Annotated in this window: 22 protein-coding genes and 1 tRNA gene; all 23 read left to right on the top strand. The window is 51.9% G+C overall.

What is annotated here, in order from left to right:
* Window positions 1-2: 2 nt before the first annotated feature.
* Window positions 3-1,499, top strand: a complete 1,497-nt coding sequence (locus DFP95_RS13540) for an ABC transporter ATP-binding protein (protein ID WP_115993163.1) — start codon at window positions 3-5, stop codon at window positions 1,497-1,499.
* Window positions 1,492-2,559 carry an ABC transporter permease gene (locus DFP95_RS13535; RefSeq protein ID WP_115993162.1) on the top strand — a complete coding sequence of 356 codons (1,068 nt, stop codon included), beginning with the start codon at window positions 1,492-1,494 and terminating at the stop codon, window positions 2,557-2,559. The genes DFP95_RS13540 and DFP95_RS13535 overlap by 8 nt, the downstream gene beginning before the upstream one ends.
* Window positions 2,543-3,466, top strand: a complete 924-nt coding sequence (locus DFP95_RS13530; protein WP_115993161.1) for an ABC transporter permease — start codon at window positions 2,543-2,545, stop codon at window positions 3,464-3,466. The genes DFP95_RS13535 and DFP95_RS13530 overlap by 17 nt, the downstream gene beginning before the upstream one ends.
* A 40-nt stretch (window positions 3,467-3,506) precedes the next feature.
* A complete protein-coding gene (locus tag DFP95_RS13525) occupies window positions 3,507-4,181 on the top strand; it encodes a sulfite oxidase-like oxidoreductase (protein ID WP_115993160.1) in 675 nt (224 codons plus the stop codon).
* Window position 4,182: 1 nt separating this feature from the next.
* Window positions 4,183-4,920: a nucleoside phosphorylase gene (locus DFP95_RS13520; RefSeq protein ID WP_115993159.1), complete on the top strand. Its 738-nt coding sequence runs from the start codon at window positions 4,183-4,185 to the stop codon at window positions 4,918-4,920.
* Window positions 4,921-5,067: 147 nt separating this feature from the next.
* The gene (locus DFP95_RS13515) at window positions 5,068-5,340 is read left to right on the top strand and encodes an HU family DNA-binding protein (RefSeq protein WP_115993158.1); all 273 of its coding nucleotides are present in this window, start codon (window positions 5,068-5,070) and stop codon (window positions 5,338-5,340) included.
* Between the two features lie 83 nt (window positions 5,341-5,423).
* Window positions 5,424-5,500 (top strand) — tRNA-Pro (locus tag DFP95_RS13510).
* A 113-nt stretch (window positions 5,501-5,613) separates the two neighbouring features.
* Window positions 5,614-5,835: a trp RNA-binding attenuation protein MtrB gene (gene mtrB, locus DFP95_RS13505; RefSeq protein WP_115993157.1), complete on the top strand. Its 222-nt coding sequence runs from the start codon at window positions 5,614-5,616 to the stop codon at window positions 5,833-5,835.
* 96 nt (window positions 5,836-5,931) lie between these two features.
* Window positions 5,932-6,471: a hypothetical protein gene (locus DFP95_RS13500; RefSeq protein ID WP_115993156.1), complete on the top strand. Its 540-nt coding sequence runs from the start codon at window positions 5,932-5,934 to the stop codon at window positions 6,469-6,471.
* Between the two features lie 107 nt (window positions 6,472-6,578).
* Window positions 6,579-7,457, top strand: a complete 879-nt coding sequence (locus tag DFP95_RS13495; RefSeq protein ID WP_115993155.1) for a heptaprenyl diphosphate synthase component 1 — start codon at window positions 6,579-6,581, stop codon at window positions 7,455-7,457.
* Between the two features lie 9 nt (window positions 7,458-7,466).
* Window positions 7,467-8,186 carry a demethylmenaquinone methyltransferase gene (locus tag DFP95_RS13490; RefSeq protein WP_115993215.1) on the top strand — a complete coding sequence of 240 codons (720 nt, stop codon included), beginning with the start codon at window positions 7,467-7,469 and terminating at the stop codon, window positions 8,184-8,186.
* Window positions 8,183-9,058: a UbiA-like polyprenyltransferase gene (locus DFP95_RS13485; protein WP_115993154.1), complete on the top strand. Its 876-nt coding sequence runs from the start codon at window positions 8,183-8,185 to the stop codon at window positions 9,056-9,058. The genes DFP95_RS13490 and DFP95_RS13485 overlap by 4 nt, the downstream gene beginning before the upstream one ends.
* The gene (locus DFP95_RS13480) at window positions 9,052-9,690 is read left to right on the top strand and encodes a UbiX family flavin prenyltransferase (RefSeq protein WP_115993153.1); all 639 of its coding nucleotides are present in this window, start codon (window positions 9,052-9,054) and stop codon (window positions 9,688-9,690) included. Before DFP95_RS13485 ends, DFP95_RS13480 begins: the two co-directional genes overlap by 7 nt.
* Window positions 9,683-10,558 (top strand): menaquinone biosynthetic enzyme MqnA/MqnD family protein, encoded by an 876-nt coding sequence (locus DFP95_RS13475; protein ID WP_115993152.1) that lies wholly within the window; start codon window positions 9,683-9,685, stop codon window positions 10,556-10,558. The genes DFP95_RS13480 and DFP95_RS13475 overlap by 8 nt, the downstream gene beginning before the upstream one ends.
* A 4-nt stretch (window positions 10,559-10,562) precedes the next feature.
* Entirely contained in the window at window positions 10,563-11,534 is a 972-nt protein-coding gene (locus tag DFP95_RS13470) for a polyprenyl synthetase family protein (RefSeq protein WP_115993151.1), read from the top strand.
* Window positions 11,535-11,611: 77 nt separating this feature from the next.
* On the top strand, window positions 11,612-12,055 hold the full coding sequence (gene ndk / locus DFP95_RS13465; protein WP_115993150.1) for a nucleoside-diphosphate kinase: 444 nt from the start codon (window positions 11,612-11,614) through the stop codon (window positions 12,053-12,055).
* A gap of 33 nt (window positions 12,056-12,088) precedes the next feature.
* The gene (locus DFP95_RS13460) at window positions 12,089-12,910 is read left to right on the top strand and encodes a CheR family methyltransferase (protein WP_115993149.1); all 822 of its coding nucleotides are present in this window, start codon (window positions 12,089-12,091) and stop codon (window positions 12,908-12,910) included.
* Between the two features lie 61 nt (window positions 12,911-12,971).
* Window positions 12,972-13,133 (top strand): hypothetical protein, encoded by a 162-nt coding sequence (locus DFP95_RS28885; RefSeq protein WP_181907396.1) that lies wholly within the window; start codon window positions 12,972-12,974, stop codon window positions 13,131-13,133.
* Window positions 13,134-13,222: 89 nt separating this feature from the next.
* A complete protein-coding gene (gene aroC, locus DFP95_RS13455; protein WP_115993148.1) occupies window positions 13,223-14,392 on the top strand; it encodes a chorismate synthase in 1,170 nt (389 codons plus the stop codon).
* Entirely contained in the window at window positions 14,392-15,507 is a 1,116-nt protein-coding gene (gene aroB / locus DFP95_RS13450) for a 3-dehydroquinate synthase (protein ID WP_115993147.1), read from the top strand. The genes aroC and aroB overlap by 1 nt, the downstream gene beginning before the upstream one ends.
* A complete protein-coding gene (aroH, locus tag DFP95_RS13445; protein WP_115993146.1) occupies window positions 15,504-15,872 on the top strand; it encodes a chorismate mutase in 369 nt (122 codons plus the stop codon). The genes aroB and aroH overlap by 4 nt, the downstream gene beginning before the upstream one ends.
* Window positions 15,873-16,026: 154 nt before the next feature.
* On the top strand, window positions 16,027-16,701 hold the full coding sequence (locus DFP95_RS13440) for a hypothetical protein (RefSeq protein WP_115993145.1): 675 nt from the start codon (window positions 16,027-16,029) through the stop codon (window positions 16,699-16,701).
* A gap of 1,027 nt (window positions 16,702-17,728) precedes the next feature.
* On the top strand, window positions 17,729-19,309 hold the full coding sequence (trpE, locus tag DFP95_RS13435) for an anthranilate synthase component I (RefSeq protein WP_115993144.1): 1,581 nt from the start codon (window positions 17,729-17,731) through the stop codon (window positions 19,307-19,309).
* The last annotated feature ends 10 nt before the right edge of the window (window positions 19,310-19,319 follow it).

Genomic DNA, 19,319 nt, shown 5'->3' with positions numbered 1-19,319 from the left:
ACATGCTGCTCGAGATGGAACGGATTTCGAAAAGCTATGGCGACGTCAACGCGAACAGAGGGATTAACTATAATCTCAAGGCGGGCGAAGTGCATGCCATCGTAGGCGAGAACGGGGCCGGGAAAACGACTTTGATGCGTATTCTGTATGGAATGGAACAACCATCCTCCGGCTCGATCAAGCTAAACGGCAAAGAAGTGTTTTTTAACGATCCTAAGGAAGCGATTCGGCATGGCATCGGAATGGTTCATCAACACTTCATGCTCTTCCCGAATTTCACCGTCGCGGAAAACATCGTCATCGGTAAGGAACCTGGCGTTATTAAGTTCGACCGTAAAGCGGCGGTTGCCCAAGTGGAGGCATTGTCGAAAAATTACGGTATTAAGGTCGATCCCCTTGCTAAGGTAGGCGACTGTCCGCTTGGCGTTCAGCAGCGCGTGGAAATTCTCAAAGTGCTCTACCAAGGCGCGGAAATCATTATTTTGGACGAGCCGACAGGGGTTCTGACGCCATTGGAGGTCAAGGAGCTTCTGGAAGCGATCAAAGCGTTGACGCTTAAGGGCAAGAGCTTCATCTTGATTAGCCATAAACTGAACGAAGTCATGAGCGCGGCCGACAGGATAACCGTACTTCGCGACGGCGAAGTCACGGGAGTCGTAGAAGCGTCCGATACGGACGTGGAGCAATTATCCAACCTGATGGTCGGTCGAGCGCTCGCGCCGTCCATAAAGCAGCCATCCATGCCCAAACATCCCGTGCTCGAGTTAAATAACGTTTCGCTGTCGGGCGGCGGAAGCAAAAAGCTTCTGGATTCGATCAGCCTGCAGGTTAGGGCGGGAGAAATCGTGGGGATAGCGGGAATATCCGGAAACGGGCAGTCGGAGTTGATACAAGTCATCGCGGGCCTGCTATCGCCGGATCATGGGAAGATTTCGTTATTAGGCGCAAACATGACGGGACGAAACGCGCGGGATCTTAGGGACGCGGGGCTCGCCCACATTCCCGAAGACCGGTATATTTGGGGAGCCAATAAATCGGCGACCGTCGCCGAGACCGGAGTCATGGGGCATCAGCGCAGGCTGCAACGATTCGGCATATTGAAAAGGAAAGTTATCAGAGGGCTTGTATCCGATTGGATCAAACAATATTCGATTAAAGCCGGTTCGCTCGATAACCAAACGCAGAATTTGTCCGGAGGCAACCTGCAGAAATTGATCGTGGCTCGTGAACTGGCCCAGAATACGCCGTTTTTGATAGCGGCGGAGCCAACCCGTGGTGTAGATATCGGCGCGATGGAGACGATTCATGATCAATTGCTTCGCAAACGGGACGGCGGAGGCGCCATCCTTCTGATCTCTTCGGAGTTGTCGGAGGTTCTGAAGCTGTCCGATCGCATTATCGTCATGTACGAAGGAGCGATCGCCGGGGAGCTGCAGGTCGGCGAAGCGACCGAGGAGAAGCTAAGCTTACTGATGGCCGGGGGGAAACGGAATGAATAAGTTCAATAAACTGCTTCATCCGTTGATTGGGCCATTAGCTGCGATTATCCTCGGATTATTGGCCGGATCGATAGCCATTGTAGTCGCGGGAGGCTCCATAACGGAAACGTATTCCGAAATGTGGAAGGGTGCGTTCGGAAGCTTCTATTTTTTCACCAGCACGCTTAGCCGGGCTACCCCCGTCATTTTGATCGGGATGGGCGCCGTGGTCGCTTTCCGTTCCGGCTTCTTTAACCTTGGAGCCGAAGGACAAATGGTTCTCGGAGGATTAAGCGCGGCTCTTGTCGGATTATACATGCCCGGTCCTGCTTGGCTCGTCTGCGTTGCCGCATTATTAGCGGGGATCGCCGCAGGCGGACTATGGTCGGCAATGGCCGGATATTTCGACGTGCGGTTTCGGGTTAACTTGCTCATTACGACGCTTTTGCTGAATTATATCGCGACCCTATTCGCCGGTTACATGGTGGCTTATCCTTTCAAGGATCGGACGGGCTCCGCGGCAATGGCTCAATCAGCCATGCTCGACAACGCAATCTGGCTACCTAAACTGTTCAAAGGGATGGCCGTTCATGCCGGATTGATAATTGCCGTAATTGTAGTAATCGTTCTTTTTATCTATCTCTCGAAATCCGTGTCGGGATATGAAGCGCGAATGCTGGGAGGCAATCCCTTGTTCGCCGTTTACGGCGGTGTAAGACGAACCTCGCTGATGATAGCGACAATGTTCGCGAGCGGGGGGCTAGCAGGTCTTGCGGGAGCGACGGAAATTCTCGGTTCGCAGTACCGTTATATCGACAATGCGTTCTCGTCGGCCGATTACGCTTGGACGGGCATAATGGCTGCCCTTCTAGCCAACGCCAATCCGATCGGTACGGCGATAGCGGCTTTTTTCCTTGCTGCTCTTCAGACGGGAGGAATGGGCGTCGAGCTGAATACGGACGTGCCGCTTGAGATCGGGTCGGTCATTCAATCGGTTCTGATCCTCTTCATTACCGTCAAATTTACGCGTATTTACTGGAAACGGCGAAAGGGGAGGAAACAAGATGGATCAGCTGTTTGATCTTGCGTTATTCAACTCCGCGCTTCGCGTATTGACCCCGATATTGCTGGCAGCCCTTGGCGGAGCCTTATGCGCCCGCGTCGGGTTGTTTAACGTCGGGCTGGAAGGCTTGATGCTCATCGGCGCGTTCACCGCGATAGTCGGAAACCACTATTTCGAGAATACGGCATTGGCTATCTTGTTCGCGATTGCATGCGTGTCTGTTTTTTCTCTTCTGTTCGCATACTTAAGCATTCAACTCCAGGCTAACGTAATCGTCGTCGGGGTCGCCATGAATTTCCTTGCGCTCGGACTGACTACGTTTAGTCTGCGAACGATCTTTCACGTTAAAGGCGCTTATTACAATAAAGAGATGATCGGACTTCCGAAGTGGGACATACCCGTGATTAAGGATATACCCGTCCTCGGCGAAATATTATCGGGTCAATCTCCGCTTGTCTACTTGGCTTTGGTCATCGCGGGAATGATATGGTATTATTTCTACCGGACGATCAGCGGGTTCCGCTTTCTGGCGGCAGGAAGCAACCCCCTTGCGGCAAGGAGCCTGGGCATACGCGTCCAGCGTTACCAATACGGCGCCGTGCTTGCCTGCGGAGTTCTCTGCGCGCTCGCGGGGGCGCAGCTCTCGTTAGGGCAGGTAACCTTGTTCACCGAAGGAATGACCGCGGGCAGAGGCTTCATTGCGCTCGTCGCCATGATGCTGGGACAGTCCGGTCCGTTGGGCGTTGTCGCTTCCAGTTTGCTCTTCGGATTAATGGATGCGTTCAGCATACGGCTGCAAGGCTTATCGATGCCGTCCCATTTTACGCAAATGGTTCCTTACGCGATTACAATAATCGCTATGTTCTTCTTTAAAGACAAAGGATTCTTGAAGGACGCCCAAAACTCCGGTTCCAGTTCTCGATAAAAGGCAGAAGGCAACTTAGCACACGGAGGCGATAATAGAAATGCACGGAAAAGCGGAACGTCTAAAGAACGCGAAAGCGATAATTCCCTCGGATATCGATGCCGTGTTGAAGGAACGCCGTCCGCCGGGACAAACCTTAACGGGAAAGTTTCCTATACTCCACGAAGGGGACATTCCAAGGTACGACATGGAGGAATGGCGACTCACGATTGGCGGAGAGGTGGAGGAGGAAATTTCCTTCGGCTACGAGGATATACTTAAGCTTCCTGCAACGCGAATCCAATGCGACATCCACTGCGTTACGCGCTGGTCGAAGCTGGATACGGAATGGGAAGGCGTATTGTTCAGGGATCTGCTTCCTCTGATTAAAGTGAAGCCGGAGGCGAAGTTCGTGATGTTTCATGCGGATCCCGATTACGAGACGAACGTGCCGCTTGCGGATTTGCTCATGGATGACGTTATGCTGGCATATCGGTATGCGGGCGAACCTCTGACCGACAAGCATGGTTGGCCCCTCCGGACGATCGTTCCGCACCGTTATTTCTGGAAAAGCGCGAAATGGGTGCGTCGGATCGAATTCATGGCAGAGGATCGCCCCGGGTTCTGGGAACGCAACGGGTTTCATAACGAGGCCGATCCGTTCGCGGAGCAACGATTCTCCGGAGAGGCGCTGCCTATACCGGAAGACGAGTGGACGAAGAAGGAGTTTGATTAGAGTGTTCCTGCCCATATTGCAAATTCATTCGGAGGATATTCCTTCGTACGCACTTGTTTGCGGCGATCCGATGCGGGCAGAGCTCATATCTCGCAAGCTGGAAGAGGCCAGAGAGCTCTCGTTCAGCCGGGAGTATCGCACGTTCGTAGGACGGATAAGCGGCGTGCCTGTAGCCGTTGTAAGCCATGGCGTCGGTTCGGCCGGTGCAGCGATTTGTTTCGAGGAGCTTATTCGGGCCGGCGTCACGACCTTGATTCGAGTCGGTACGGCGGGGTCTTACTCGGAAGAGAATCCTGCCGGCAGTTTGATCGTTAGTACGGCCGCCGTTCGCACGGACGGCTTGACCCGGCAGCTCGTTCCCGACGGATTTCCCGCGGTCGGAGACAGCCGGGTGGTCGAAGCGCTATACGAAGCCGCGTCCGAACAGGGCGGAATCGTCAGGAAGGGCATTACGGTGACTCTGGACGTGTTCTTTCAGGGAGTAGTGGACTTTCCGCATAAGCAATTCAAGCAAGCGGGGGCCGTCGCCGTCGAGATGGAGATCGCCGCGCTTTACGTAATCGCGAGTTTGCGCGGCGTTCGGGCCGGGGCGATTGTGGCTTTGGACGGTTACGCGGATGCGGATTTAGCCGAAGTATACGATCCGAATACGGACGTGGTTGCCCAGGCGGTCGAACGAGAGATACAAGCTGCCCTGCAGGCGGTCGTAAAGCTATCGATTCTCGATGGCAATCGGTAAAAAAATCGTAGAAAAGCTATCCTATTTATACCGAAAATCGCCGAAATTCGCGCCCCGCTTGAAACTTCGCCAAGCCGGAGTGTATAATTTTCGTTGAAACGGATAAACAGATAACATGCCATCGTACCGTTGTGGGAGGTGAATGCTATGAACAAAACCGAATTGATTACTAAAGTGGCAGAATTGGCCGACTTATCCAAGAAAGACGCGACTCAAGCGGTTGACGCCGTATTCGACGTTATTTCCGAAGCTCTGCAAGGCGGAGACAAAGTACAGCTTGTGGGATTTGGTAACTTCGAAGTTCGCGAACGCTCCGCTCGTAAAGGACGGAATCCGCAAACTGGAGTAGAGATCGAAATTCCGGCCGGGAAAATCCCCGCATTCAAGCCAGGCAAGGCGCTTAAAGACGGCATCAAATAAGTAATGGTCCGTGCATGGTTATCATGCATAAACAGGTTGCATCGCTAGAATAGGCTGTGCTATAATCACTCTCGTAAATTATTCGGGACGTGGCGCAGCCCGGTAGCGCGCACCCTTGGGGTGGGTGAGGTCGAGAGTTCGAATCTCTCCGTTCCGACCATTACATAACAGTAGACTGCTTTCTCGCCTTCAATATGCGGGAAGGCAGTTTTTGTTTGACATCATTCTATCTTTTCCATCATCATGGTAATCAATAAGGGAGGTTGTTCGACCATGGATGCGGATCAACAAGAATATATCGTCATTAAAGCGAAGGACAACGGCGTGCAAGTCATAGGGCTGACCAGAGGTCAGGATACGAAGTTTCATCACACGGAGAAGCTGGATAAAGGCGAGGTTCTGATCGTTCAGTTCACGGACCATACATCGGCTATGAAAATCAGAGGGAAAGCGTCGATCCTCACCAAACACGGCACGGTTGAGACGGATATATAGCAATTTTGGACGACTACTACGCAGCGGCAGGCATAGCCTGCCCTTTTTATTTGTACAATGGGTAAGGAGGAGTCTCTCGGGAAAGGGGATTTCACCGTGTTCGTTACCCCATTGAAACAATGGAGCGCTTTAATCATAGTCGGATCGATAATCGTGTTGCTCTTAAGCCAATTGCCTTTGTTCGAGCAGGGACTTCAGCATCGCCGGCAAGCGGTTGCGGCGTTTCAGTTCGATAAATCCAAATGGCTTACGGACGATAACCTGGTGGATGCGATGTCTAAGCTCCATCTTCGGGAGCGGATAGCAAAGGTCGGATGGGATCATGCGATTCTAACGGTCGACCTGCTCGGCTCTGAACCCGATCTCGTACGGGAGGATATGGGACGTTTGATCGTATTCGCATATACCGAGGTCGGCAACGTCAAACAAGTACTGATCAGGGTTTATTCAGGAGACGCGGATCGTCGGCGATTGCTGCTCTCCGCGGAAACGCGCAAAAGCGAATGGACGGAGAAGGAGTTATCCGAACGCGTCTGGACTTCGATGTTGCTTCAGGATGACGAAAAGACCCCGAATATCCGCTTATCTCTGACGCCATCCGGCAAGCGCTGGATCGCAAATTTTTCAAATTCATGAACAAAGTCCTTGTCTTATGCGAGCTTATCTAGGATATGTTATAATAAATGAAATGTATTGATACGCAAAGTTAATGGTGCCTGGCAGCATGTTCGGAGGCGGAAGCAATGAATAAAGCAAGAATTAACCAAATGGCGAACAAGTATATGACCCACGATATGATAAGCCTGCACACGGAATTGCCGGAATTCCCGGAGGGCAGGATTTCTTTGCTACACACCGTTTTGAACTTTCAACCAGGCGTTGCATCCCAGAGGGACTTGCTGTCGGTCGTGACCTCGCTTGTTCAGATGGGATTGGACGTTCACGATACGGTAGATAATTCCCCTAACGCCGGAAGGAACGGTCTGGTCGGCATGAGAGCGCAACAGCTGAAGGTGCTGGCTGGAGATTATTTCAGCAGTCGCTTCTACCACCTTCTTTCCCAAGCGGGACAAATCGAGACGATTCGCCATCTGAGCGAAGCCGTCTGCAATATTAACCGGATCAAGATGAATCTGTATGGAAAGATGAAGCAAATGAAATTGAACGCGGAGGAATACCTACATTACGGCGCAGAGATTAAATCTGGGCTTTTCCTGTCGTTTACGAGCTTCATGAGCGGACTGTACGAACGGCTTTGGCCGGAACTCGTTGAACGATTCAGCCGCTGCGAGGTGCTTCTTCACGAACTCCAAAAGGTCGAAAAAATGTCTTCGTTGGACGGCAGCTGGGGGATGTGGCACATTCTTCAGGAAGGGACGGAGGATGATCGCCGTCTGTTATCCGAGCGACGCGAGGACCAACATTTAATCAAATCGTTATTGAACAAATACGACGTCGCGGAGAAATTGGACGGTTTGTTGCGCCAATCAACCGGCCAGCTGCAATCTCTGCTTCAGAGGCTTCAATCGGACAAATTGTTGCGCGAGCTGCAGCCCTTGATCGAGCCGTTCCTGCAAGCGACGGGACAGCAGAGGGCAACCGCATTGAAGGAGCTGGGATAACAGAGAATGATGGACGCAGAATCCAAACAGAAGCATGTACACGCGGTGTTCGAGAGCATCGCTCCGAAATACGATATGATGAACGATATTTTAAGCTTCAGGAGACATAAAGCTTGGCGCAAATTCACGATGCGCAAGATGGAAGTCAAGCCAGGCCAGACTTCGCTGGATTTGTGCTGCGGAACTTGCGATTGGACGGTCGCCCTGGCGAGGGCAAGCGGCAAAGGAAAGACGGTCGGCCTTGATTTCAGCCGGAACATGCTCGATATCGGGCAGGCGAAAATAGAAAAGCTCGGCCTGGATGAGCAAATCTCGCTCGTTCAGGGTAACGCTATGGAGCTTCCGTTCGAAGATAATTCCTTCGATTTCGTTACGATCGGTTTCGGGCTTAGAAACGTTCCCGACATTGTCAAAACGCTGAAGGAAATGAAAAGAGTGGTCAAGCCCGGCGGGAAAATCGTGTGCCTCGAGCTTTCGAAACCGACATGGCAACCGTTCAAGGGCATTTATTATTTTTACTTCGAGAAAGTTTTACCTCTGCTGGGCAAATGGTTCGTGAGAAGGTACGAGCAATATAGCTGGCTTCCGGAGTCGTTGACGACGTTCCCTGATTTGCAGGCACTGGCAGAGTTATTCCGCACCGTCGGGATGCGCAACGTAAAAGCCTATCCGCTTACGGGTGGGGTTGCGGCGCTCCATGTCGGAACGAAGGGAACTGAAGGCGCATGATTTCGAAGCTACGCACTTTTCTGGAAATGATCAAGTTCGAACATACATTATTCGCATTGCCGTTTGCGTTCGTGGGAGCGATCCTCGGAGCCGTAACGGAAGGGAACAGGTTACCGGAGTGGAGCGAATGCGGTTGGATCCTGCTCGCGATGGTCGGCGCACGGACGGCCGCCATGGGGCTAAACCGCGTCATCGACAAAGCCATCGACGGACGAAACCCGAGAACGGCCATGAGGGCGATTCCCGCGGGTTTGTTGAAATCCAAAGACGTCCTTATATTCATCGTTATTTCTCTAATCATATTGTTCTGGGCTGCAGCCCAGTTGAATAGTTTGGCCGTGAAGCTGCTGCCATTGGCGGTTTTCTTCTTGGTTATCTATTCTTACACCAAACGGTTTACTTGGGCTTGCCATCTGGTGCTCGGATTGACGATCGGACTAGCTCCGCTTGGCGGTTGGGTCGCCGTAACGGGCGGGATTACTTGGACGGCTATTATCTTATATGTTACGGTTGCGCTTTGGACGGCAGGCTTCGATACGATCTATGCGTGCCAGGACGTAGACTTCGATCGCAAGGAAGGCTTGCACTCCATACCTGCCAGGTTCGGCATTTCACGCGCGCTGGGTATCGCCAGATCGTTGCATGCCCTTACCGCCGCGGGGTTCGCCTTATTGCTGATCATGACGGATTTAAGCTGGTGGTACTTGGCGGGGACGATCGTCGCTGCGGGGTTATTATTGTACGAACATCAGCTAGTCAAGCCTAACGATTTAAGCAAGCTGAACGCTGCTTTCTTCACGATGAACGGCGTGCTCAGCACGGTTATCTTCGCTTTCACTTTCATTGACCTGGTGGTGGTGAGGACGTGGTAACCGTTACCGAGCAAGATAAAGCCGAAGAGCCTCGTCGATGGGTCGTCGGTATAACGGGCGCCAGCGGCGCTATATACGGAATTACATTATGCCGGCAATTGTTGACTGCCGGTTTTCATCTGCATTTGGTCGTTTCCGATGCGGGCTGGCGGGTATTAAAAGAAGAGCTTGGCTGGGACGTATCGCATCGGATGGCCAGCTTGGAAGAAGCCTTCCCTGGTGCGATGGCCGAAGGCGCAATCACGTATCATCCGCTCAACGATATCGGAGCGAGCATTGCTAGCGGCTCCTTCCGATGCGAAGGAATGGCGATCATGCCTTGCTCGATGGGAACGCTGTCCGCCATAGCAAACGGCGCCTCAACGAATTTGCTTACGCGAGCCGCGGATGTCATGCTTAAGGAATGGCGGCCTCTTCTGATCGTTCCGAGAGAAACGCCGCTCCATGCGATTCATCTGGAGAATATGCTCAAGCTTGCCCGTCTAGGCGTCAGAATCATTCCCGCGATGCCGGCCTTTTATAACGGACCGCAGACATTGGAAGACATTGTTCATTTCATGGTAGGCAAGGTCATGGACGGCATGGGAATTCATCACAATCTATATAAAAGATGGGGACAACCCAATGAATAAAGACTCATCGAGAACAATCAAGCTTGGGCGCATTTCCTATACGAACGCTTGGCCTATTTTTCATCACTTCGATCCGTCGGAACTCTCCATACCTGCGGAGCTACATTCAGATATGCCCGCTACGCTTAATCGCAAGTTGAGGGCCGGCGAGATCGATATGGCCGGGATATCCTCTTATGCTTATGGATTATCGTCCGATTCCTATTATTTGCTACCTAACTTATCGGTGAGCTCCTTCGGACGGGTTCAATCGATTCTTCTTTTTCTGAAGTCTCCTCTGGAGCAGGTCATTCATGGTAAAATCGCCTTGACGACAACATCCGCGACTTCGGTGAATTTACTTAAGATCATCATGGAGAAGTTTTACGGCGGTAAACCGACCTATGAGGACGCGGAACCGTCTTTGGAGAAAATGTTGGAAAATGCCGATGCCGCGTTGCTGATCGGAGATCATGCCATACGTGCCTCTTGGACGAACCACGGATACCGCGTATTGGATTTAGGCGAAGTTTGGAACTTGTGGACGGGACAATGGATGACTTATGCATTGTGGGCCGTTCATAGAGAAACGGCTCTTCGTTACCCGGAAGCCGTTGCCGGCATTTACGAAGGATTAATCGAGAGTAAAAGAAAATCTTCTCGCGATAAGCAACCGATTATTACGAAAGCCCTGAGCCAAATCGGGGGGACGTCGGAATATTGGAATCATTACTTCTCGAATTTGTGCCACGATTTCGGACAAGAGCAGCTAAAGGGACTACAGCTTTATTTTCGCTACGCCAAGGAGCTTGGACTAATAACGGGAGACATAGAGCTTCTGGAGTTGCCCATCCTGCGCGTGACGGATAACCTACCAAACCACAGGTGAACTTATGAAATTAATGCAGCTATACGCAACTATGAAGTCGGAATTGCAAGCGATCGAAGATCAAATGGCCCAAACGGTGACCTCGGATCTGCCTATTCTAAGCGAGACGTCGCAACACTTGCTGAAGGCTGGAGGGAAGCGGATAAGGCCCGTATTCGTGTTGCTTTCCGGCAAGTTCGGGTCTTATTCACTCGAGACGCTCAAGCGGGTGGCCGTTCCTCTCGAATTGATCCATATGGCGACGTTGGTTCACGATGACGTCATCGACGATGCGGAAACGCGACGAGGACAGCTGACCGTAAAAACGAAATGGGATAACCGGATTGCGATGTATACCGGGGATTATATTTACGCTAAGGCGTTAACGGTTATAACGGAACTCGATAAGCCCCGTATACATCAGATTCTGTCCGGTTCTATCGTGCAGATGTGCATCGGGGAAATGGAGCAGATCCGCGACTTTTTCAACGTCGATCAGAGCGTGCGGAACTACTTGCGCCGAATCAGACGCAAAACGGCGTTGTTAATCGCCATCAGCTGCCAGCTCGGAGCGATGGCGACTAACGCGCCGGTTAAATTAAGCAATGCTCTGTACAAATTCGGTTACAATGTAGGAATGGCTTTCCAAATTACGGACGACTTGCTGGATTTGTGCGGAACGGAGAAAGCGATAGGTAAGCCGCCCGGCAGCGATCTTCGTCAAGGAAACATCACTTTACCGGTTCTATATGCGCTACAGGAAGACGGGTTAAAGGATCGTTTGCTCAACGAGATAGCTCTGATTAAGGAAGAAGAAGTCGCGAATTCCACGGCGGCCGTCAAGCTCGTACGATCCAGCGTAGGAATCAAGACAGCCGAGAAATTGGCTGACAGATATATCGTCAAAGCGTTGAAGGCATTAGAGTCGCTTCCCGACATTCCGGCGAAACGTAATTTAGCCGATATTGCCCGATTCGTAGCTAAACGAAGTTATTAAAAAGGCGAAAATATGGTAAAATAGTCGATACGATATCGTTAAATGCAAGAAACACGTACATGAATGGGGTGTGCTTAATGGAGAAAACATACTTAATGGTCAAGCCTGACGGGGTACAGCGCGGTTTAATCGGGGAGATCATCGGTCGCTTCGAGCGCAAAGGTCTTAAGCTTATCGGGGCTAAGTTGATGAATGTTTCCTTGGAGCGCGCGGAGCAGCATTACGCCGAGCACAAAGGCAAGGATTTCTACGATATGCTTCTGAACTTCATTACGTCGGGTCCCGTGTTCGCGATGGTATGGGAAGGCGATCAAGCGGTCGGACTATGCCGTGCGTTAATCGGCAAGACGAACTCGCTCGAAGCGGCGCCCGGTACGATTCGCAGCGACTTCGCCATACATACGAATTTCAACTTGATTCACGGCTCGGATTCCCATGACAACGCCGAACGGGAAATCAAGATTTTTTTCTCCGAAGAAGAATTGGTCTCTTACGACAAAGCGATACAGGTTTGGATATAGAGTCTATACGATCATAGGGAGAGCGGAAGCGTCATGGGAGACATACGTTCCAGTTTAAATACCGGTTCGACTTCGTCCGAGGACGAGGATTTTGCCCGTTTTATCGTCAACATCAAGAAGTCGACTTCCATCGATTTGTCTCAGTACAAGGAAAATCAGATGCGGAGGCGATTGACGACGCTAAGGATGAAGTACGGCTACGCGTCCTTCACCGAATACTTCGCGGCAATTACCTCCGATGCGCGGCTGCGCAACGAATTCCTGGATAGGATGACGATTAACGTTTCCGAATTTTGGCGCAATCCCACTCGCTGGCAGGTTCTAAGGGATAAATTTTTTCCTCAGATGATGAAAGATTATTCTCGGCTTAATATTTGGAGCGCCGCCTGTTCCACGGGCGAAGAGCCCTATACGATCGGCATGATTCTGGATTCCCTGAACGTCTTGGACAGGACGAGCCTGCTTGCGACCGATCTCGATGAAGGCGTCTTGGCAAAGGCTAAGGATGGCAGCTACCTGGAACGTTCCTTGCGCGACGTGCCCCTAGATTACAAGAATAAGTATTTTACGCCCGCGGATGGTGCCTTCAAAGTATCCGAACGGTTGAAAAAGGCTGTCAAATTCCAAAAACAGAATTTGCTTCTGGATGCTTTCGGCGAGAAATACGACTTGATCGTTTGCCGTAATGTCATGATCTATTTCACTGAAGAAGCTAAGCACGTGCTCTACGGCAAGTTTGCTCGCGCGCTTAAACCCGGCGGATTGCTGTTCGTAGGAAGCACGGAACAGATTTTCTCCCCTGGCCAGTACGGATTAGAGACAGCCGATACTTTTTTTTACCGGCGAATGAATTAAGCGTATGTTAAATAGGCTCCCTACCGATAATAAGGCTTATTCAGCCCACACGGAGGGAACCATGGACAAACGCAAAGTCATAGCCGCATACAGGCGAGGGTTGATTTCCGTGCAGGAATGCGCGCAAATATTAGGTTTGGATAACGTGGAATTGCTCGGCTATGTGAGGGATTCTAGAATAACGCGTCCGAAAGCGAATAAGAAACAGTCCGTCCGTACCTGACGGGCTGTTTTCTTGTCAAACGCTTTAACGCTGTACTATAATGATCAAAGATATTCACGGCTTTTGTGGCTAAAGGGGAGGAACCGAGCTTGAGTTTACGTTATTTGACAGCGGGAGAAACGCATGGACCGCAGCTTACAGCCATTATCGAAGGATTACCTAGCAATCTGGAGCTTGATTTCGAAGCTTTGAATTTTCAATTGCAGCGTCGGCAGAAAGGTCACGGCCGAGGACGCCGCATGCAGATCGAGACAGATACGGCGCAGATCGTCGGCGGCGTGCGGCATGGCCGCACGACGGGGGCTCCCGTTGCTGTCGTCGTCGAGAACAAGGACTGGAAGCATTGGACTTCCGTAATGAACGTTGAGCCGGTAGAAGGGAATGACGAGGCGAAGCGCCGCGTATTCCGGCCCCGTCCGGGACATGCCGATCTGAACGGCGGATTGAAATATAATCTTAAAGACTTGCGCAACGTGCTTGAGCGTTCAAGCGCGAGAGAGACTGCTGCCCGCGTAGCCGTGGGAGCGATTGCCCGCCAACTGTTGGCGAAATTCGGCATTAAAGTCGCCGGGCACGTCGTTTCGATAGGCGAAGTCGTGGCCGCTGCTCCAACGCTTCCTATCGATGAGCTTATCGCGGTTACGGAAGAATCTCCCGTTAGAGTCGCGGACAAGGACGCGGAGCAGAAGATGATAGAGTTAATCGATCGCATGAAAGCGGAAGGCGATACGATAGGCGGCGTCGTCGAATGCATCATTACCGGATTGCCGGTGGGCCTCGGGAGCCACGTGCAATGGGATCGCAAGCTTGACGGTCGCATCGCTCAAGCGGTCGTGTCCATTAACGCGTTCAAAGGCGTCGAGGTGGGCATCGGATTCGAAGCGGCCCGTATTCCCGGCTCTAAAGTGCATGATGAGATTCTGCATACAGCCGATAAAGGATTCCATCGCGCATCCAACCGCGCAGGCGGATTCGAAGGCGGGATGACGACTGGTGAGCCTATCGTCGTTCGCGGAGTGATGAAGCCGATACCGACGTTATACAAGCCCCTTGCGAGCGTAGATATCGATACGAAAGAAGCGTTTACCGCGCAGGTCGAACGCTCCGATGCTTGCGCCGTTCCGGCGGCAAGCGTCGTTATGGAGCATGTCGTGACTTGGGAAGTTGCCAAAGCGTTCCTGGAGAAATTCGGCGGAGATTCCATCGAAGAAATTCAAGCGAATTTGGATCATTATCTGAGTCAAGTCGAGGCTTACTAATGGCGGGCGGGACAAGGGAACTTCAGGTTGAATTAGGGGAGCGTTCTTATCCCATATATATCGGCACGGATTTGATTGCTCAAGCCGGTGAGTTGTTCTTAAAGCATGGTTTACCGGTGAAGTCGCCGATTCTTCTCGTAACCGACTCCTCCGTTGTCGATTTGTATGCCGATAAGGTCGAAGCTTCACTTGGAGAGGCTGGGTATGCGGTCACGACCGCCGTCGTTCCTTCCGGCGAAGCATCGAAATGTCTCGAAGTTCTCGACGAATTGGTAGGGACGGCTCTCCAGGCCGGATTGGACCGCAAATCGACGGTAATCGCTCTTGGCGGCGGTGTCGTCGGCGATCTCGCCGGCTTCGTGGCTGCTTCTTATATGCGGGGAGTCCGTTTCGTGCAGATGCCTACGACGATTCTTGCCCATGACAGCAGCGTTGGCGGCAAGGTGGCGGTGAACCACCGATTGGCCAAAAACATTATCGGAGCTTTTCATCAGCCGGAGTTCGTTCTATATGACTTGGACACTTTAGCTAGTCTTCCCGTTCGCGAGGTTCGCGCCGGTCTTTCAGAGGTGATCAAGCATGGGCTTATTTGGAACGAACAATTCGTCGCTTGGTGCGACGACAATGCCGATAAGCTGCTGGCATTGGATTCGGATTCTTTGGGATACGCTTTGTACGAAGGCTGCAAAGTCAAATCCATCGTCGTATCGCGAGACGAACGCGAAAATGATTTGCGCGCCATTCTGAATCTCGGTCATACGATCGGCCATGCGCTCGAGGCGGTTGCCGGGTACGGCGAGCTGCTCCATGGAGAAGCCATCGCCATCGGCATGGTCGGTTCCGCGCGCTTGGCCGCGAGGTTCGGTTATTCTGCCGAGATAGCCGAGGAAACGGAACGGATTTTCGCGAAGTTCGGTCTTCCCGTGCGCATCCCGGACAGTTGCGATACAGATGGCATTATGAGCGCCATGCTGCACGATAAGAAGTTTTCCGAGGGGAAAATGGTATTCGTCGTACCGACCGCGATCGGTTCCGTGGAAATACGCAATGACGTTCCATCATCATGGGTAAGAGAAATCGTGGACGGATTAAGAGAGGGGAATGAACGGCTATGAGCGTGAGGGGAATTCGCGGAGCCATAACGGTAGAATTGAATGAAGAGGGTCCGATCTTGGATGCGACGATCCAACTGCTGAATGGTATTGTTGAAGTCAACCATTTTACCCCTGAGGATATCGCTAGCGTATTCGTGACGGTAACACAGGATCTGGACGCGACTTTTCCGGCACGGGCGATCCGCCAAATGGCTGGCTGGGAGCTCGTACCGCTGATGTGCTCCTTAGAGGTTCCGGTTAAAGGAAGCCTTGAGAAATGCATCCGCCTCATGGTGCTCGTCAACACGACAGCTTCCCAGAAGGAAGTCCGCCACGTTTACTTGAACGGAGCTCAAGCTCTTCGTCCGGATTTGGCCGGTAAGTAATTTGTAATGAAGCCAGCATCAGTAAATTAGTTACACGCCCAGTAGCACGCCTAGCACCTAATAGTTCGTTCTAATTGCGTGAAGCACACGCCGATCTCTCTGCCCGAGAGCTCGGCGTTTTTTTTATTTAAATTCACTGTCGGAGGGAAAGCGAATGTCAATTTCGGAAGCGGAATATGAGTATCAAAAGTTGTTAGATGAACAGAAGAGTCAGGCAACGGGAATGCGGCTGGTGCAGTTGCAACAACAGGGCGAAGGAGAAAGAAAGCTGCTCGTCGATATTATTTGGCCGGTACGCAAGTCGTACAAAGGAATTACGTTAGAAAAAGAGATGATTACTTTATCGGGAGTCAAGGCTTACGTCGACGCCGTGGATGAGAATTTTCGCTTTGGATTGGAGGCTGAAGGATACGTACCCCATGCGGAGACGATTACTCGTCCTCGATTCGATTTTGAAAAAGTGAGGGTTCGCAGCATGGTCGCATTGGATATCAAGTATATTCCCTTCACGTATGACGAGATGGCCAAGAAACCGGATATGTGCAGAAGGGCTTTGTATGAGTTGTACGGTAGACATGCCGGTAATGCGAGCTCGGCTTCGTACCAGCAAGCGACTATTTATGAGCGAGAGGTCATTAGATATGCGTTGTGGTTAGCGAGATCTTTCCGAATGGACGATGTGAAGACGTGCTTAGGGAAGGGGACGGAGTTTTGCCGTGAGGTTTTGCGATCGTTAATTCGCCGGAATCTTATAAAACCGCATATTGAAGGCTTGAGACGCAATCATGAATATGTACTCGTTGAAGGCGCAAGCAAGCTATTGTGGTAGAGAACAGTGTTAGTAATGCCCTGCCGCTGTAAATCAGCGAAAGAGGCACTTTGGAGGAAATTAGAGCGGTGTCGCCGCTTTAAATCGGCGAAAGAGGTACTTTGGAGGAAGATAGAGCGGCCCTGCCGCTTTAAATCGATGAATGAGGCACTTTGAGTGAGGATAGAGCGGCGCTGCCGCTTTAAATCGGCGAAAGAGGTACTTTGGAGGAAGTTAGAGCGGCGTCGCCGCTTTAAATCGGCGAATGAGGCACTTTGGAGGAAGTTAGAGCGGCGTCGCCGCTTTAAATCTCTGAATGAGGCACTTTGAGTGAGGATAGAGCGGCGCTGCCGCTTCAAATCGGCGAAAGAGGTACTTTGGAGGAAGCTAGAGCGGCGTCACCGCTTTAAATCGGCAAACGAGGTACTTTGGAGGAAGATAGAGCGGCCCAGCCGCTTTAAATCGGCGAACGAGGCACTTTGAGGAAGTTAGAGCGGCGTCGCCGCTTTAAATCGATGAATGAGGCACTTTGAGTGAGGATAGAGCGGCCCTGCCGCTGTAAATCAGCGAAAGAGGCACTCTGGTGGAGGTTAGAGCGGCGACGCCGCTTTAAATCGGCGAATGAGTTACTTTGGAGGAAGATAGAGCGGCCCTGCCGCTTTAAATCGATGAATGAGGCACTTTTAGTGAGGTTAGAGCGGACGGCCGCTTTAACTCGCCAAAGAGGCACTTGGGTGAAAAAGTCTTGTAGGGTAGCTTGGAATGGTCGCCGAAACAAGCATAGAATAATGTTGACGCTAACCGCCGAGGAATGCTATATTTATACTCATATTATGCATCGCGGAACGGTCGGCCATAGGGACGATAACTTACGCGGGTGCGAGTAGAGATGAGAAGAGATGAGCGGAGTATCCGTATCGTCGGCGATGCATGGGAATTACCGTGCTGACACGATGAAGTCGGAGCCTAAACTTATCGATTACGCGCATCTCTGCTGAGCAGGGGTGCTTTTTTGATGGCATAAAGCTCTAAAAAGGAGAGATCGACGATGGATCAGCTGGAGCTTCAAGGTATCAAAGCCATGGCAGGACAATACAACGTCATTCCCGTCGTACGCAGGTTGCTGGCGGACACCGAAACGCCGATCCGTGTGTTCCAGCATCTTAGCAAAGACAAGCGCGCGTTCTTGCTGGAGAGCGTCGAGGGCGGTGTTAAATGGGCGCGATATTCGTTTATCGGCACGGATCCGTTCCTAGTTCTGAAGCTGAAGAAGGGCCAGCTGACCTTGGAGCAAAACGGGAAATCCGAAACTCACGAAACGACCGAGCCGTTGCAGCTCCTACGCGAAAAGCTTCGTTCCTATCGGAGCCCGGCATTGACGGAGCTTCCTCCGTTCACGGGAGGCGCGATCGGATTTTTCGGATACGACCTGCTTCAATATTACGAGAAAAAGCTGCCGCCTCATCCGACGGACGATCTGAACATGGACGATATGCAATTCATGTTCTGCGACCGCGTTATCGTATTCGACCACTTCAAGCAGCAAGTGCTCGTCATCGGGAACGTACACGTTGCCGAAGGCGCGACGGACGCGAACATCGAAACCGCCTACTTGGAAACGCTAAACGCGATCGACGATACGATCCGCAGGATCCAGCAGCCGATTCAAACTCAGCCGTCGAGAGGTACGCCGCCTCAGGATCCGGACCTTGGAGAAATCAAGTCCAACCTGACCAAGCAGCAATTTCTGGATAATGTCAACCAGGCTAAGGAATATATTCGCGCGGGCGACATCTTCCAAGTCGTGTTGTCGCAGCGATTCCATATCGAAACGGAAGTCGACCCGTTACACGTGTACCGCGTACTGAGGACGATGAATCCTTCGCCGTACATGTACGTGCTGAAGCTGGATGACGAAGTCGTCGTCGGAACTTCTCCGGAGCTCCTGGTCAAGGTGGATAACGGCAAAGTGGAAACTCGACCGATCGCGGGTACAAGACCGAGGGGTAAAACGCCGGAGGAAGATCTGGCGCTCGAAAAAGAATTGTTGGCAGACGAGAAGGAGCGGGCGGAGCACGTCATGCTCGTCGATCTGGGGCGCAACGATCTTGGAAGGGTATCGACCTTCGGAACGGTCAAATGCGACAGTTACATGGAGATCGAGCGTTACTCCCACGTCATGCACATCGTATCGAACGTAACCGGCCAACTCCGGCCGGATAAGGATTTCTACGATGCGTTCCTTTCTTGCCTTCCGGCGGGAACGGTATCCGGAGCCCCGAAGCTCCGAGCGATGGAAATCATAGCCGAATTAGAGAACGAAGCCAGAGGAGCGTATGCCGGCGCTATCGGGTACTTGGGCTTCTCGGGCAATCTAAATACATGCATCACGATTCGGACGATCATTTTCAAGCACGGCAAAGCATACGTGCAAGCCGGAGCGGGAATCGTCTGGGATTCCGTTCCGGAGAACGAGTACGAAGAGACCGTCAACAAAGCGAAAGGGATGCTCAAAGCGATCCGCTCCGCGGAAGCGGCGTTTCCTGCCGCGGGATCTTCCAAGCGCTCCGCCAATGATTTTCCGGTCGTCCTGGCGGGAGACCGCCGCACGAATCTGGACTATGACTAAGGGGAAGGGG

Origin of the sequence: Cohnella lupini, from assembly GCF_003386205.1 — a bacterium.
Lineage (GTDB): Bacteria > Bacillota > Bacilli > Paenibacillales > Paenibacillaceae > Cohnella > Cohnella lupini.
The sequence above is the reverse complement of the archived record's forward strand: the minus strand, read 5'-3'. Positions and strand labels throughout refer to the sequence as shown.